14 protein-coding genes are annotated in these 15,181 nt (G+C 62.1%); 3 read left to right on the forward strand and 11 right to left on the reverse strand.

Translation table 11 applies throughout. The annotated features are described in order from the left end of the window. Positions 1-401: 401 nt before the first annotated feature. From cyoD to AB7531_RS28375, 5 genes are read right to left on the reverse strand one after another with little or no spacing between them, the layout of a single operon-like run. Positions 402-797, reverse strand: a complete 396-nt coding sequence (gene cyoD, locus AB7531_RS28355; RefSeq protein WP_063984097.1) for a cytochrome o ubiquinol oxidase subunit IV — start codon at positions 795-797, stop codon at positions 402-404. Next, the gene (cyoC, locus tag AB7531_RS28360) at positions 794-1,426 is read right to left on the reverse strand and encodes a cytochrome o ubiquinol oxidase subunit III (protein WP_231144552.1); all 633 of its coding nucleotides are present in this window, start codon (positions 1,424-1,426) and stop codon (positions 794-796) included. Before cyoC ends, cyoD begins: the two co-directional genes overlap by 4 nt. Next, positions 1,423-3,411: a cytochrome o ubiquinol oxidase subunit I gene (gene cyoB, locus AB7531_RS28365; protein ID WP_063984099.1), complete on the reverse strand. Its 1,989-nt coding sequence runs from the start codon at positions 3,409-3,411 to the stop codon at positions 1,423-1,425. Before cyoB ends, cyoC begins: the two co-directional genes overlap by 4 nt. Next, entirely contained in the window at positions 3,408-4,298 is an 891-nt protein-coding gene (gene cyoA, locus AB7531_RS28370) for a ubiquinol oxidase subunit II (RefSeq protein WP_063984100.1), read from the reverse strand. Before cyoA ends, cyoB begins: the two co-directional genes overlap by 4 nt. Before the next feature lies 1 nt (position 4,299). Beyond that, positions 4,300-5,343 carry a heme o synthase gene (locus AB7531_RS28375; protein ID WP_084795191.1) on the reverse strand — a complete coding sequence of 348 codons (1,044 nt, stop codon included), beginning with the start codon at positions 5,341-5,343 and terminating at the stop codon, positions 4,300-4,302. Between the two features lie 453 nt (positions 5,344-5,796). On the opposite strand from AB7531_RS28375, the gene AB7531_RS28380 reads away from it, so the two are divergent. The 3 genes from AB7531_RS28380 (at position 5,797) to AB7531_RS28390 (ending at position 9,245) form a co-directional block, all read left to right on the forward strand. Further along, entirely contained in the window at positions 5,797-7,302 is a 1,506-nt protein-coding gene (locus AB7531_RS28380) for a threonine/serine ThrE exporter family protein (RefSeq protein WP_245328447.1), read from the forward strand. 105 nt (positions 7,303-7,407) lie between these two features. Beyond that, a complete protein-coding gene (locus tag AB7531_RS28385) occupies positions 7,408-8,739 on the forward strand; it encodes an NAD(P)/FAD-dependent oxidoreductase (protein ID WP_084795194.1) in 1,332 nt (443 codons plus the stop codon). Further along, positions 8,664-9,245 (forward strand): hypothetical protein, encoded by a 582-nt coding sequence (locus tag AB7531_RS28390; RefSeq protein ID WP_199877104.1) that lies wholly within the window; start codon positions 8,664-8,666, stop codon positions 9,243-9,245. Before AB7531_RS28385 ends, AB7531_RS28390 begins: the two co-directional genes overlap by 76 nt. A 66-nt stretch (positions 9,246-9,311) precedes the next feature. Here AB7531_RS28390 and AB7531_RS28395 read toward each other — a convergent pair whose 3' ends face one another. From AB7531_RS28395 to AB7531_RS28420, 6 genes are all read right to left on the reverse strand, one after another. After that, a complete protein-coding gene (locus tag AB7531_RS28395) occupies positions 9,312-9,863 on the reverse strand; it encodes an NADPH-dependent FMN reductase (protein ID WP_063986477.1) in 552 nt (183 codons plus the stop codon). A 14-nt stretch (positions 9,864-9,877) separates the two neighbouring features. Continuing rightward, positions 9,878-10,663, reverse strand: coding sequence for an enoyl-CoA hydratase (locus AB7531_RS28400; RefSeq protein WP_063984103.1), 786 nt, complete (start codon positions 10,661-10,663; stop codon positions 9,878-9,880). Between the two features lie 83 nt (positions 10,664-10,746). Then, on the reverse strand, positions 10,747-11,973 hold the full coding sequence (locus AB7531_RS28405) for a CaiB/BaiF CoA transferase family protein (protein WP_063984104.1): 1,227 nt from the start codon (positions 11,971-11,973) through the stop codon (positions 10,747-10,749). Positions 11,974-12,010: 37 nt separating this feature from the next. Continuing rightward, a complete protein-coding gene (locus tag AB7531_RS28410; protein ID WP_441280196.1) occupies positions 12,011-12,862 on the reverse strand; it encodes an enoyl-CoA hydratase-related protein in 852 nt (283 codons plus the stop codon). A gap of 55 nt (positions 12,863-12,917) precedes the next feature. Next, positions 12,918-14,138 (reverse strand): acyl-CoA dehydrogenase family protein, encoded by a 1,221-nt coding sequence (locus AB7531_RS28415; protein WP_063984105.1) that lies wholly within the window; start codon positions 14,136-14,138, stop codon positions 12,918-12,920. Positions 14,139-14,223: 85 nt separating this feature from the next. Further along, a complete protein-coding gene (locus tag AB7531_RS28420) occupies positions 14,224-15,174 on the reverse strand; it encodes a 3-hydroxyacyl-CoA dehydrogenase NAD-binding domain-containing protein (protein ID WP_063986479.1) in 951 nt (316 codons plus the stop codon). Positions 15,175-15,181 lie beyond the last annotated feature (7 nt).

The raw sequence follows: 15,181 nt of genomic DNA on the forward strand, positions 1-15,181 counted from the left end.
GGGGTGTGTCCCTGTGCCTGCTGCTCGCCACCGCCTGGTCCGCGCCCTCGTTCTCGCAAGGAACACCGGAACAGCGCGCGGCATGCACGCCCGATGTGTTCCGACTTTGCAGTGCGTTCATCCCCAATGCGGACGACATAACGATTTGTCTCAGAGAGCGGAGCTCCGAACTCAGCGATACCTGCAGGCAGGTAATCCAGGTGGATATCCCGCAAATCCCCGGCGCCAGGGACAGCAATAGCACTCGCAAACGCCCCACAAGATAGTCGGCCCGTCACAGCATTACGACGCGATGGGCGCCGTCGAGCGCCTTCCGATCGATGTGGCCGACCAAAGCTGACGAACACGCACTGCGCGAGGACGGCATGCTCGAACGACAGCAGCCATCCCCGCGACGCCCTTCAGCGTTGCATCCTCATGCCCATCGGCATGCTCGACGGCATCATCATGTTCGTGTTCATGTCTGCCACGATCCACATCGTGCCGGCGATCACGACGAATACGATGAGAGCGCCAAAGGCGAGCGCGAGCACGTTGTTGGTGCTCTCCGGCCCGCTGGTGATGTGCAGGAAAAACACCAGGTGAATGCCCATCTGGGCAATGGCGAGGACGGCGAGACCGAGGACTACGCCGCCTGGCCAGAGCAGCGTCGTATTTGCAGCCCAGAATGACGTAGCCGTGAGAAGAACCGCCACAAGCAGGCCGATCGTGTAGACGAGAAGCTCGGATGGAGCCGATGCGTCCATCTCGCGGCTCGGCCTGTCTCCGGGTGCGCGTTCGTGTCGAACCTCGGTCATGAGCTCACTCCCATCAGATAAACCACCGTCAGTACCCCGACCCAAACGATATCGAGGGCGTGCCAGAACAAGGAGAAGCAGAGCAGGCGATGCTGCACCCTCGCGGCGAATCCAAATACCGCAACCTGCACCATCATCACGGTCAGCCAGACCAGTCCGAGCGTAACGTGCAGCCCGTGGCATCCGACCAGCGTGAAGAATGCGGACAGAAACGCACTCCGCTGCGGCCCTGCGCCGATGGCGATCATGCTCAGGAATTCGCGGATCTCGAGAGCAAGGAATATGGCTCCGAGCACGAAGGTGATCAACGCTCCCAAATAGGTCCTGAAATAGCGGCGCGAATTCACCGCCAAGGACATCAGCCCGCAAGTGTAGCTCGAAAAGAGAAGGCAGGCTGTCTCGATCGCGACCGTCGTCTGGTTGAACAGCTGGGCGCCGGTCGGGCCGCCGGCCGTGGAGCGCACGAGGACCGCGTAGCTCGCGAACAGCGCGGCGAACATGATGATGTCGCTCAGCAGGAAGATCCAGAAGCCATAGGCGACCACGATCCTCTTTGGAGCAGGTCCCGCTTCACTCGCACTTGGCAGTGCCTCTTGCGGAATCTGATCGATTGCGACGGCGATATTCATGCTGCAACTCCAGCCTGGTGGGCCTGCACGAACCGGGCGATCTCCTCGGCCGGCACCTCAATTTCGTTGTGTCGGCGGAATGAGAAGGTAAGTAGCGTCGCGAATGCGCCGAACATCCCGACGCCGGCCAGCCACCAGATGTGCCAGATCAGCGCAAAGCCGATGACGACCGCGAAGAAGGCCGTAACAAAGCCGGTGGCGCTGTTCTTCGGCATTTCGACGGGCTCGTAATTACGCGCCGGCGCTGGCTCGTCCCTTGTCGCCAGTGCGCGGCTTTTGCTGCTCCAGAACGCATCCAGTCCGGCGACCTTGGGTTGGAACGCAAAGTTCCATGCCGGCGGCGGGGACGCCGTCGCCCATTCGAGCGTGCGGCCGTTCCAGGGATCACCGGTCACGTCCCGCAATTCTTCGCGATTGCGGATCGACACAACGAGTTGGACGATCTGGCAAGCGACGCCGACCAGGATGATAGCGGTGCCGAATGCCGCCGCTATCAACCACGGCTGCCAGGACAAATTGTCGTAATGTTGCATGCGCCGGGTCATGCCCATCAGGCCGAGCACGTAGAGCGGCATGAAGGCGACATAGAAGCCGACGAACCAGCACCAGAAAGAGGCTCTGCCCCAGCGTTCGTCGAGCTTGAACCCGAACGCCTTGGGAAACCAATAATTGTACCCCGCCATCACTCCGAACACGACGCCGCCAATGGCGACATTGTGGAAGTGCGCGACCAGGAACACGCTGTTGTGCAGCTGGAAGTCGGCCGGGGGCACCGCCATGAGCACACCGGTCATGCCGCCGATGACGAAAGTCACCATGAAGCCAATCGACCACAGCACCGGCACCGAGAAACGAACCCGGCCGCCGTACATCGTGAACAGCCAGTTGAAGATCTTCGCGCCCGTCGGCAAGGCGATGATCATGCTCATGACGCCGAAGAAGCCGTTGACGTTCGCGCTGGCACCCATTGTGAAGAAGTGGTGCAGCCAGACCAGGAAGGAGAGGATACAGATGGCCATCGTCGCGGCGACCATCGAGCGATAGCCGAACAACGGCTTGCCGGAGAAGGTCGCCATAACTTCCGAGAAGACGCCGAACGCCGGCAGGATCAGGATGTAGACTTCGGGGTGCCCCCATACCCAGAACAGGTTGGAGTACAGCATCTGATTGCCCTGGCCTTCGAGCGTGAAGAAGTGAAAGCCGAGATAGCGATCCAGCGCCAGCATCGCGAGCGTCGCGGTCAGGACCGGAAAAGCCGCGACAATGAGCAGGTTGGCGGCAAGCGCGGTCCAGCAGAAGACCGGCATGCGCATATAGCCCATCCCCGGTGCCCGCAATTTGAGGATGGTCGTGACGAAATTTATTCCCGCCAGCAGGGTACCGATACCCGATATCTGCAGAGACCAGAGATAGTAGTCGACGCCGACACCGGGCGAGTATTGCAATTCGCTCAGTGGCGGATACCCCCACCAACCTGCTTTCGAGAACTCGCCGACCGCCAGCGAAATGTTGACCAACAACGCGCCCGAGGCGGTCAGCCAGAAGCTGACGGAATTGAGCGTCGGGAATGCCACATCGCGAACACCGAGTTGCAGCGGTACTGCGAAGTTCATGAGCCCGACCACGAACGGCATTGCCATGAACAAGATCATAATCGTGCCGTGCGCCGAGAAAATCTGATTGAAATGTTCGGGCGGCAGATAACCTTGTGCACCGCCGGCTGCGAGCGCCTGCTGCGCGCGAATCATGATCGCATCGCTGAAGCCGCGCAGCATCATGACGAGCGCCAGTATGCAATACATGGCGCCTATCCGCTTGTGGTCGACCGAGGTGAGCCACTCGCGCCATAGATAGGGCCAAGCTCCCTTCGCCGTGATAAATCCGAGAACGACCAGCACGACCAGGACCATGAAGCCCGTTGCACCCATGATGATCGGCTCATGGAGAGGAATCGCGCTCCAATCGAGCTTTCCGAGGAGATTCATCGCTCTGCCCTCTGCGAGGTTGAACAAACTGATAGAGAAGAGTCTTGATGGGAGTCTTGGGTGCCCATCCCAGCATTTACGATGCTGCTGAACAGATCGGAGACGACGCCACGATAGGTGAACGGCGCGACCGCCTTGCTCGGCTTGACCAGATCGGCGTAAGCTTGCTTATCGAGGATCGAACCGGTTTCGCCGGTCTGCCGAACCCATTGCGCAAATCCACCGTCGGTCACTGCTTCGACCGTGAAGTGCATGTAGGGAAAGCCCTCGCCGCTGAACATGGCGGAGATCCCTGGATAGGTTCCGAGATGGTCCGCCTGCAGGTGGAGGCGGGTCGCCATTCCCGACATGGTGTAGATCTGGCTCCCGAGCTGAGGCACGAAGAAGCTGTTCATGACGCTCGATGAGGTCAGTTCAAAGCTGATCGGCGTCCCCACCGGCACGACCAGCTTGTTGACGCTCGCGATGCCCTGCTCGGGATAGATGAACAGCCATTTCCAGTCGAGCGAGACGACTTCAACGTTGACAGGCTTGACCGTCGAGCTAATCGGCTTGCCCGGATCGAGATCGTGTGCGCCGATCCATGCGACGCCGCCGACCAGGAGCACCGTCATTGCGGGGATGGACCAGACCAGCAGTTCAAGACGTCCGGAATATGTGAAATCCGGCCGATAGCGCGCACGCTCGTTCGATGCACGAAACCAGAAGGCGAAGCCAAGTATCGCAAGGATCACTGGGATCACGATCGCAAGCATGATGCCGAGCGCGTTAAACAGAATTTGCCGCTCGGCCAGCGCGATCGGCCCTTTCGGATCGAGCACGCCTTCGGTGCAGCCGCCGAGCATCATGGCCCCGGTCAGGAGGGCTGCCAGTAAGCCGTATCGCATGTTAGAGCTCCCTGGGATTGTTGGTGCGCCATGCGCTCCGGGCGACCTCCGGCAGGCGATCAGCATGCACCGACGTGGCAATGCCCGCATGCGAGGCACGCGTGCGCCGGAATGACTCGCCGCCATGGTCAACCAGGAACGCTGCGAACAACGCGAACAGATAGAAGATGGAGAACACGAACAGCCTGTGGGCGGGACGGCGATCAGGCCCGATGCTTCTGTCCAGCAGAAATGCAAGCATGAGGAAAAGCGCCCCGCAGATCGCAACGGTGACGCCGTAGATCACGCCTGCGAACCCCAGTGCCCAGGGCAGCTCCGAACCGAGAGCCAGGAGACCGCTGTAGATCAATATCTGCCGTGTTGTGACCGAGCGTCCCGCAACAACCGGCAGCATCGGTACGCCCGCGCCGGCGTAATCCTCGGTGCGGTTGAGTGCCAGCGCCCAGAAATGGGGCGGCGTCCAGAGAAAGATGATGAGGAACAGCGCAAGCGGCTCCAGCCCGATATCGCCTGTTGCCGCGGCCCATCCGATCACCGGCGGCAGCGCGCCGGCAGCGCCGCCGATGACGATGTTCTGCCGCGTGGACCGCTTCAGCCACGCCGTGTACACCACGACATAAAAGAGGATAGCGCCCGCCAGTAACGCGGCTGCCACGAGGTTCGTCGCCAGGGCGAGAGCCACCACGGAGAACCCGCCAAGAAGGAGTCCAAGGACAAGCGCCGCGAACCGGGAGATCTTGCCGAGCGGAATTGGCCGCATGGCGGTGCGGCTCATGACCGCATCGATATCGGCGTCGTACCACATGTTGAGGACACCGGCGGCTCCGGCTCCCGCTGCAATGGCAAGAACTGCCGCAAGGGTCGTTAGCGGATCAAGGCGAACCGGAGCGGAGCTCAATCCGACGAGCGCGGTGAAGACCGCGAGCATCATCACGCGCGGCTTTGTGAGGGCGACGAAGTCAGACACATTCCAATGGTCAGCCAGCGAATGAGGGGTACGAGCGCGTCTTTCCCCAAGCTGGCCAGCAATGGACTTGGCGTTCATCTCGCGGCTCCAGGTTCATTCTGAATGCGACCTGTCGTGCTCCGTTCGAACAGCGACAGTGCGTGCGTTCAGTATGTCTGCCCAGCGGTGCACGCGATTGAATATGGCTGCTCGATTGGAGCCAATCCTGCTCAAAACAATTGGCTGGGCGTCTGGTCGCGCCTGCATCTTTCGTGAACGCACGATTCAAAGTGATCTGAGCACTTTTCAACAAGCGCTTTGCGCCAATTCTTCCTAGAGCAGCCCTATATTTGTGACGCTCGATCCCTGGTTTGAACATCGGCGAAATTCGTTCCGTTTGCGTGGAAACGTTCGCCGAGCCTACGGAGAACTATCGATGAAGATGCCTTTGCTCTGGACGATTGCAGCTGTTTGCCTGATGGCCCCGGCCGCGCAGGCACGATCCGCCTATGACGGCTCCTGGGATCTCGTCTTCGTGACGCAAGGCGGCGCATGCGATCCCAGCTACAACTTCACCGTCAATATTTCCGACGGAATAGTCACGCATCCCAATCTCGTGAAATTCAGGGGCTACGTCGCGAAATCCGGTTCGGTCCGCGCTTCGGTAGAGGTTCACGACAAATTCGCGTCCGGCACGGGCAGACTTTCCGGGAACTCGGGTCGCGGAAGGTGGAGCGGCTATTCGGGAAGCTCACGATGCTCGGGCTACTGGACCGCGCAACGCAATTGACCGAGCGAAAGCCGGAGAGCTCGCGCGCCGAACCGCCGTCTTGCGAAACGGCGCTGAGCACGACCGTGCTGGCGGCCGCTCTTCTGTTTGCTCACGGTCAGACCACGGAACGGACGGTTGTCGCTGCCACGCGTCTTGGGCGCGCGCTCGGCGTCGCGGTGAAGGTGCTCCCGCAATGGGACGAACTGATCATCGAATTGGATGGCTCGCGCGTCTCGCAAGCTGTGCCCGCCAGGCCGCTCGGCGTCGACATGGGCAGGGTACTCGCCGTTACGACGGTGATAGATCAGATCTGCGACGGCACATTGCCGGCCGGTGCCGCGCAATCCGCACTTGAGTCGGCCGATCGTCTACCGCCCGCTTCCACGCCACGCTTCACCTTGTTCGCAGCCGTTGGTGCGGCCTCGCTTGGCGTCATCTTCGGCGCGCTCGATGCGATGAGCCTGCTCCTGATCGCAATGAGCGCAGCCGCCGGCGCGCTCATCAGGCGCAGGCTGTCCGGCTTCAGCCATAACCCGCTCCTCCAGCCACTTTGCGCCGCGCTGGTCGCCGGTGCTGTAGCTGCTGTTGCCAGCCGATTTCGACTGTCGGATGCAATTGCGCTGGTCGCCTTCTGTCCCTGCATGGTGCTTGTCCCCGGTCCGCATATCCTCAACGGTGCCATGGACCTCGCTCGCACGCGCATCGCACTGGGCATGACCCGCCTGGCCTATGCCGGCATCATCGTGCTGCTGATCTGCGCCGGCGGTCTGTTCGGGTACACGGCCGCCGGCGGGCAACTCGCGATAGCCGGGCCATCTCCGCCCCTGCCGTTGATCATCGATGTGATCGCAGCAGGATGCGCAGTCGCCTCATTCGGTACTTTCTTCTCAATGCCATGGCGTCTGCTGCCTTTCCCGATTGCAGTCGGCATGCTTGCACATGCCGCACACTGGGCGGTGATCTCCGCCGGCGGAAGTGCTCCGGCCGGAACACTCGTCGCCTGCATGTTTGCCAGCGCCCTCACGGCTCCCGTGGTCGATCGCCTGCATCTGCCCTTCGCGGCGGTCGCGTTCTCCGCCGTTGTCTCGTTGATGCCTGGTTTCTTCCTGTTCAACACTGCGACGGGCCTCGTCGAACTGGTCTCAATCGGCCCGGGCGCACCGGCGGCTCTGGTCACCAGTATCGCTGCGAGCAGTGCCACGGCGCTTTTGATCATCACGGCGATGGCCTTCGGGCTGATCCTCCCGCGCATGCTGTACGAGCGGCTCAGACCCTTCCCCGGATGATCAGGCACGGTCGTTCAATGCACCGCAGCGCCATCCAAGATTAATCCGGAGCTCCGCTGTATCTGACCCTGGGGGGGCGGCTGGCCCTGGAGAGTCGGTGTACCCATGACGACAATTCTCACCAAATCGTTCCCGCAAGAAAAGCCGCCGTCGACAAAGGCGGCCCCAGGCAAAAAAAGCGTCCTGATCGTCGGCGGTGGCTTTGCCGGTATCGCGGCGGCACGGGCTCTGAAGCGAGCCGATGTCGAGATCACGCTGGTCGACCGCCGCAATCACCATATCTTTCAGCCGCTCCTGTACCAGGTCGCCACCGCTGTTCTGGCGCCATCCGAGATCGCGGCACCGATCCGGCAACTCGAGGCAAAGCAGAAAAATCTCAGCGTCATGCTGGCCGAGGTCAAGGGCGTCAACCTGGGAGCACGCACCGTCGAGGCCATCTGCCCGGAGATTGGCAGTCGAAAGCTCGAGTACGATTTCCTGGTGATCGCGACCGGAATGCGTCCGAGCTATTTCGGTCATGACGAGTTCGCGCGGTTCGCACCGGGCCTCAAGAGCCTGAGCGACGCCGAAACGATCCGGACCAAGATCTTGAGCGCATTTGAACTGGCTGAAGCAACCGATGACGAGAACGAGCGCGCTCGCCAAATGACCTTCGTTCTGGTGGGCGCCGGTCCGACCGGCGTCGAGCTTGCCGCTTCGATCGCTCAACTGGTCTCGGTGACCCTGCGTAACAATTTCCGCAAGATCGACCCCGCCAAGAGCCGGATTGTTCTGCTGGATGGCGGCACTCGCATCCTGCCGACCTTTGCGGAATCGCTGTCGCGAAAGGCGGCCAAGCGACTGACGAAACTCGGAGTCGAGGTCTCGACGGGCGTAAAGGTCGAGAAGGTTGACGATCAGGGCGTGATCGCGGCCGGCGTCCGCATTCCCAGCGCCACCGTACTTTGGACGGCAGGCGTCAGCGCTTCCCCGGTCGTGAAGATGCTGGCGACCCGGACAGACCGCGCCGGGCGCGCATTCGTGGGCGCCTTCATGGACATTCCCGATGCGCCCAACGTCTTTGTTGCAGGGGATGCGGCCACGATGACCCAGGATGGTCACCCCGTCCCCGGGGTCGCGCAGGCAGCCATTCAGCAGGGACGATTTGTCGGTCAGGTCATCGCCAGCCGCGTCAAGGGACACAAGGATGGCCGACCGTTTCGGTATCGCGACAAGGGCAACATGGCGGTGGTCGGCAAGAATTTTGCGATTCTCGAGTCCGGCCATTTGCGCAGCAGCGGCTTTTTGACCTGGTGGGTGTGGGCCGCGTTGCATGTGCTCGCCCTGCCGCAACTCCAGAACAGGTTTCGAGTCCAGACCCAGTGGTTCTGGTCGTATCTGTCGGGGCAAAGGAGCTCGCGGCTGATTTCCGAGGGACCGAGATCGTCCTCGTCATAGTTGCGGCCAATCAAGACCTTGCAAGCATTCCCGGAAATTCGTTAAGGACTGCACCTGTGGACGCTTCCATCATATCCGCGCTCGCCGCTCTCACCGGTGCAGCCGTGGGCGGCCTGACAAGCGGAATAGCCAATTGGCGGAGCCAGCGAAGTCAGGTCCGCGCGCAGTGGGTCCTTCACGAGGAGACTCGGCGGCAGACCCTGTACAGGGATTTCATCGAGGACGCCGCCAAATGTTACATCGATGCGCTCCAGCACGATAAAGCCGACATTCCGAGCCTGGTCAGCCTTTACGCCAAGATGAGCGCGATGCGGGCGATATCTTCAAAGCCGGTGGTCCATCATGCCGAGGACGTCACCCGAAAAATCCTGGACACCTATCTGGAGCCGGACAAGAGCTTTGTCCAACTGCGCGAAATGGCCATCGATGGCACGATCGATCTGCTGCATGACTTCAGCCGCGCGTGCCGCGACGAATTCGAGCAAATGCGGCCGATCCATTTTTGAGCGCGACGCTGCGATTTCAGCCCGCTCTTGCCGCGAGGGGGCAGACGCGCTGCCCCCGAGATCGGATCATTTCGGCCGAACCGTCTCGGCCCAATTGGCGAACGCCTGCATGAACGCCTGGAGGAATTTGCTGGTGCCGTCGCCAGCGAGCTTGCCGTGCTCATCGAACAGCTTGTCGACATGCCCGAGATAGGCCTCAGGCTGCTGCAGGGTCGGCACGTTCAGAAACACGAGCGATTGCCTGAGATGATGATTGGCGCCGAAGCCTCCGATCGCCCCGGGCGAGCCGCTGACGATCGCACCCGGCTTGCGGTCCCAGACGCTGCGTCCATACGGCCTGGAACCGACATCCAGCGCGTTCTTGAGCACGGCAGGCACTGACCGGTTATATTCCGGCGTGACGAACAGAACGGCGTCGGCGGCCTTCATGCGCTGGCGGAACGCGGTCCATTGCGCGGGCGGAGCTGCGGTATCGAGATCTTCATTGTAAAATGGCAATCCTCCGATCTCGACGATGTCGAGCCTCATCGAGGACGGCGCCAGCGAGATCAGTGCATTCGCCAGCATCCCGTTGAACGAAGCCTTCCGCAGGCTTCCAACCAATACGCATACGTACATCGGCTTTTCCTTGGTCATGCAGTCGCTTGAGACTTGATGTTTCGCGTGAAGTCGGGCTTGCGCCTTTCCACGAAAGCCGTGAACGCTTCCCTTGCATCTTCGGAGCGGACTTGCGTGCTGAATTCTTCGTTCTCGGCCTTCATCGCGGCCTTGATCTGCTCGCGAAATGGCTGCTTCATGAGCCGCTTGCTGGCCTGTAACGCAGCCGCGGGCTTCGCTGCCAACTTCCGGGCCGTGTCGGTTGCCTTCGCCCGGAGATCGTTGTCGGGGACAACTTCGGTCACCAGTCCCAGCTCCGCCGCACGCCGGGCATCGAATGGAGATCCCATCAAGATCAGCTCGGCTGCACGGACGTGACCGATCCGCGCCGGCACTGAGCAGCTCGATCCGAACTCCGGAACGAGCGCCAGATTGATGAAGGGCATCTGGAATTTTGCGCTCTCGCCCGCGTAGATGAAGTCGCAGTGCGTCAGCATGGTCGTGCCGCCGCCGATCGCAGCGCCGTGGACTGCCGCGACCAGTGGCTTGTCGAAGTCAACCAGTGCATGCATGAGGCCCGCTTGTGGCGATTCACCCGGTCCTGGAGGATTCTTGAGAAAGTCATCGATGTCATTGCCGGCGCAGAACGAATCTCCCGCGCCATGCCAGAGAATGACACGCGTACCCTCGTCATTCGCCGCCGCGTTGAAGATATCAGCGAGAGCCACGTACATGGCCGATGTCATCGCGTTCCGCTTTGTCGGGCGGTTCAACTGGATACGCAAGATGCCCGCGGCATGTTCGGTCACGATCTCATCCATGGTCGAACTCCTGAACCCTTTGCTGAGTTTGACCGCAACGCAGGGTCGCGGCGGCTAGCGCCGCCACACCCCCTGTCATCGCGCTAGGCCGCTTGGCCCTTTGCCTTCGGAACGGTACCGCTCGCGTGCAGACCATCAATCTCGGCCGCGCTGAATCCCAGCTGCCGGAGAACCTCGTCGTTATGCTCTCCGATCTTCGGCGCGCGCTTCGCGGGCACCTTGGCGACACCATGCACCTGAAGCGGGCTGGAGATCGTGGACGTCAGCTTGCCGCCCGCCCCCTCGAGGGGCACGATGATGTCGTTGGCCCGGAGCTGGGGGTCGTTGATCACCTCCTGTGGCCCGCGTACTGCTCCGAACGTCACGTGAACGCCGTTGAATACCTCGTACCAATGTGCCATCGGCTCGGCACAGAAGGTCTCGTCGAGAATCGCCGTGAGCTCCGTCATGTTCGCCGTCAGCTTCGCCGGGTCGGAGAACCGCGGATCAGTCAGGAGATCGGGGCGGCCGATCGCCTTCGCCACGGCCTCCACCTTGTCGGGCGTGATGATGAGAACGAACCAGGTATCATCCTTGGCGCGATACACGTTCATGGCCGCATTTGCGGGGTGCATGCGATCATGCAGCCCGAAGAATTTCGCATCGCACAGCGCGGCCTGGATCGAGACGCTGGCAGACCACACGCCCTCGGCGAGAAGCGAGGTGGTGACATGCGCTCCCTCCCCGGTCCGTTCACGGCGATACAGGGCCGTGACGATCGCCGAATAGAGCCCAACGGCGGTGGCGTTGTCGCCGCTGCCGGCCACCGGCCAGGTCGGCGGCGCACCGGCATCGCGCGTCATCGACAGCAATCCGCTGCGGGCCCAGTAGGACGTGATGTCGAAGCCGGGAAGATTCGCGTCCGGTCCCTTGTCGCCGAAGCCCGTGATGTCGGCGTAGATCAGGCGCGGATTCCACCCCACCACATCCTCATATTCGAGCTTCAGTTTCTTGCGCGCCGGATGCGGCGTGTTGACGATGAGCACGTCGGCCCATTTGACCAGTTTCTCGAGAACCTGATGGGCCTCCGGAGATTTCAGGTCGAGTGCCATGCCGCGCTTGTTGCGGTTGGCCAGGTGCCAGGGATAGGCATCGTCGGCGACCGGCTGCGGCGGGAGGTGGTTCGCATGTCGCCACAGCTCGCCGCTCGGCGGCTCCACCTTGATCACGTCGGCGCCAAAGTCGGACAGGATCACGGCGGCGCTCGGGCCCGCGATGAAGCTCGCGAGGTCCACCACCTTCAGTCCGGAGAAAATGTTGTCGTTTGCCATGGGCGTCCTTTCCAAATCCGCTCAGAGCGGCCTTGTTTCAGCGTCCGCGAAACTGCGGCGCACGTTTTTCGAGGAAGGCTGCGGTGCCTTCCTTCTTGTCTTCGGTGGCGGCGCAAATGCCGAAGAACGAGGCTTCCAGCACAAGGCCTTCGCTTTGGCTCGTGTCCATGCCCTTATTGGCCGCTTCCAGCGAGAACTTCACGGCGATCGGCGCGTTGGCCATGATCTGCTTCAGGACCGTCTCGGCGCGATCGATCAGACTGCTGGCAGCAACGACTTCGTTGACGAGGCCGATGCGATAGGCTTCCTGCGCGGAAATCGTCTCGCCGGTGAGGATCAGCTGCAACGCACGCCCCTTTCCCACCAGGCGCGGCAGGCGTTGCGTTCCGCCACCGCCGGGCAACAGGCCGAGCTTGACCTCGGGCTGACCGAATTTGGCATGCTCGGCGGCAATCCTGATCGTGCAGGCCATCGCCGTCTCGCAGCCGCCGCCCAGCGCAAAGCCGTTGATCGCCGCGATCACCGGCTTGCCGAGATTTTCGATGAGGTCCAGCACACCCTGGCCGAACCGGCTGGACCCCTCGGCGTCGTAAGCATCGACATGGGCGAGTTCACTGATGTCGGCGCCGGCGATGAACGCCTTGTCGCCAGCGCCGGTGAGGATGACGCCGCGCACGGACGCGTCCGCTTTGGCATCCTCGAATGCCGCGTGCAAATCGGTCCAGGTCGGCGTATTGAGTGCATTGAGCACTTTAGGCCGATTGACCGTCACGTAGGCGATCGGGCCCTTTTTCTCGTACTGGACGTTCGCAAGGGCCAGCGCCGCTCTCGGTGCTGAGCTTGGTGCTGTTGCAGGCGAAGGGGTGAACGGTGCAGTTCCCGAAACCATGGTCGTGTCTCCTGAGTAGGGCAGCCGGCGCCGATGCGCCGGCCCCGCTGAAAGGTCAGAGGAAAGCGCCGTGACCGGTGATGGCCTTGCCGACGATCAGATTCTGCATCTGATAGGTGCCTTCGTAGGAGTAGAGCGCCTCGGCGTCGGCGAAGAAGCGCGCGACGTTGTAGTCGGCGACGATCCCGTTGCCGCCCAGCACCTCGCGGCCCCATGAGACCGTCTCGCGCGACTTCGCCGTGCAGAATGCCTTCGCCAGTGCCGCGTGATGGTCGCCGAGCTTGCCTTCGTCATCGAGCTGCGCCAGGCGGAGCATCAGGCACTGGCACGCGGTCAGATTGCCGAGCATCTTGGCGAGCAGATCCTGGATCAGCTGAAACGAGGCGATCGGCTTGCCGAATTGCAATCGTTCCTGGGCATATTTGAGGGTGGCCTCGTATGCACCCATCTGGATGCCGGTCGATGCCCAGCCCACCATGTAGCGCGTCATCCGCAGCACGCGCGCGGTGTCGCGAAAGGAATTGCCGCCCTGGAGGCGGTTCGCTTCAGGCACCCGCACGTCCTTCAGCGTGATCTGGCCGTTCTGGACCACCTTGAGCGCGATCTTGTGCTCGATCTTCTCGACGCTGAACCCGGGCGTCGACTTGTTCTCGACGATGAATCCCTTGACCTGATTGTCGGCAAGGTCGCGCGCCCAGATGATGGAGATGTCGCACCAAGGCGCATTGCCGATCCATCGCTTCTGTCCGTTGAGAATCCAGGTATCGCCTTCCCGCTTGGCCGTCGTGGTCAGGCCGCCGCTCGTTCCGGAGCCGACCAGCGGCTCGGTGAGGCCGAAGCAGCCGATCTTTTCCCAGCGCGCCATCGCCGGCAGCCATTTCTGCTTCTGCTCCTCGGAGCCGTCGAGATAGATCGAGCCCATGGCGAGGCCGCTATGCACGCCGAAGAACGTGCAGAACGAGGCGTCGGTGCGCGCCAGCTCCATCGCCACGAAGCCGAACAGCTTCTGGCTGCCGCCCGCGCAGCCATAGCCCTTGAAGCCGAGCCCACCGAGGCCAAGCTCCTTGAACGACGGCAGCAGTTCGAACGGAAACGCGTCGTCGGACCAGTACTTGTTGATGACCGGCTGGACCTTGGTCTCCATGTAGGTCCGCACCTTCTTGACGAGCGCCTTTTCGTCCGGGGTGAGGAGGTCGACCAGTTGGTAGAAATCGCCATTGGGTGCCGGCGGTGACTTCGGCGCGGCGGTCTTGCCTGCTGTGTTTGCGGTGGACATTTGCGATATCTCCTCGCTGCGGCTCGGAAGCCTGAAAAGTGAAGGGTTGAAGGTATGATTGATCTCGCGGACGCTGCCGATTGCGTCAGCTCGGCTTCGCAGCCTTCTTGCGCAGCTCGATCAGGCCGAGCAGAATTTCGTCGCGCTCCGCCTCCAGCTCCGCGATGGTGCGCGATCCGGCCTCGGCATGGACGCTGTCGATGAGTTTCTTTTGCACGTCCGGCGTCAGCACGGGCGAGCCGAGGGTCTTCCACCAGGCCGTCATCGGGCCGGTGAACTGCTGGAAGAAGTGCTCGATGCCGCCCGGACCGCCACCGAGATGGTTCAGCATCAGGCTGCCCATGACGCCCCAGCGCAAACCCGGGCCCCAGCTCAGGGCGGTGTCGACGTCGGCGGCGCTCACCACGCCCTCGGCCACGAGGTAATAGACTTCGCGGCTCAGCGCCGCCTGCAGGCGGTTGGCGACGTGCCCCGGCATTTCCTTGTTGAGGCGCACCGTCCGTTGCCCGATCGACGTGTAGAATTCCGTTGCGCGCCGGATCGTGGCTTCCGAGGTCTTTGCCCCGCCGACGATCTCCGTCAGCGGGATCAGATGGGGCGGATTGAACGGATGGGCGATGACGCAGCGCTCGGGATGGGATGCGGCACCCTTCTGGATTTCGCTCATGGTGAGCCCCGACGAGCTCGATGCGATGATCACGTCGGGCGGCAACAGCTCGTCGAGCTGGCCATAGAGCTTCTGCTTGAATTCGATCCGCTCGGGCCCGTTCTCCTGGACGAGGTCGGAGCCGGCGAGTGCCTGCGCGATGTCGGGCGTGAACGTGAGGTTCGACTGCGAAGCTCCGGGCGACAAGCCCAATCGCTTGAGCGCCGGCCAGGCCGTCTCGACGAACTTCCTTAGTGCTGCTTCCGCGTTCGGCGCGATATCGGTCGCAACGACCTGCAATCCCTTGGCGAGAAATAGCGAGCTCCAGCTCGCGCCGATCACGCCGGTGCCGATGATGGCGATACGGCGAATGGGCTTGGTGTCGGTCATGTCGTTC

It is taken from the genome of Bradyrhizobium sp. 63_E2_N1_3 (assembly GCF_052076005.1).
GTDB lineage: Bacteria > Pseudomonadota > Alphaproteobacteria > Rhizobiales > Xanthobacteraceae > Bradyrhizobium > Bradyrhizobium barranii.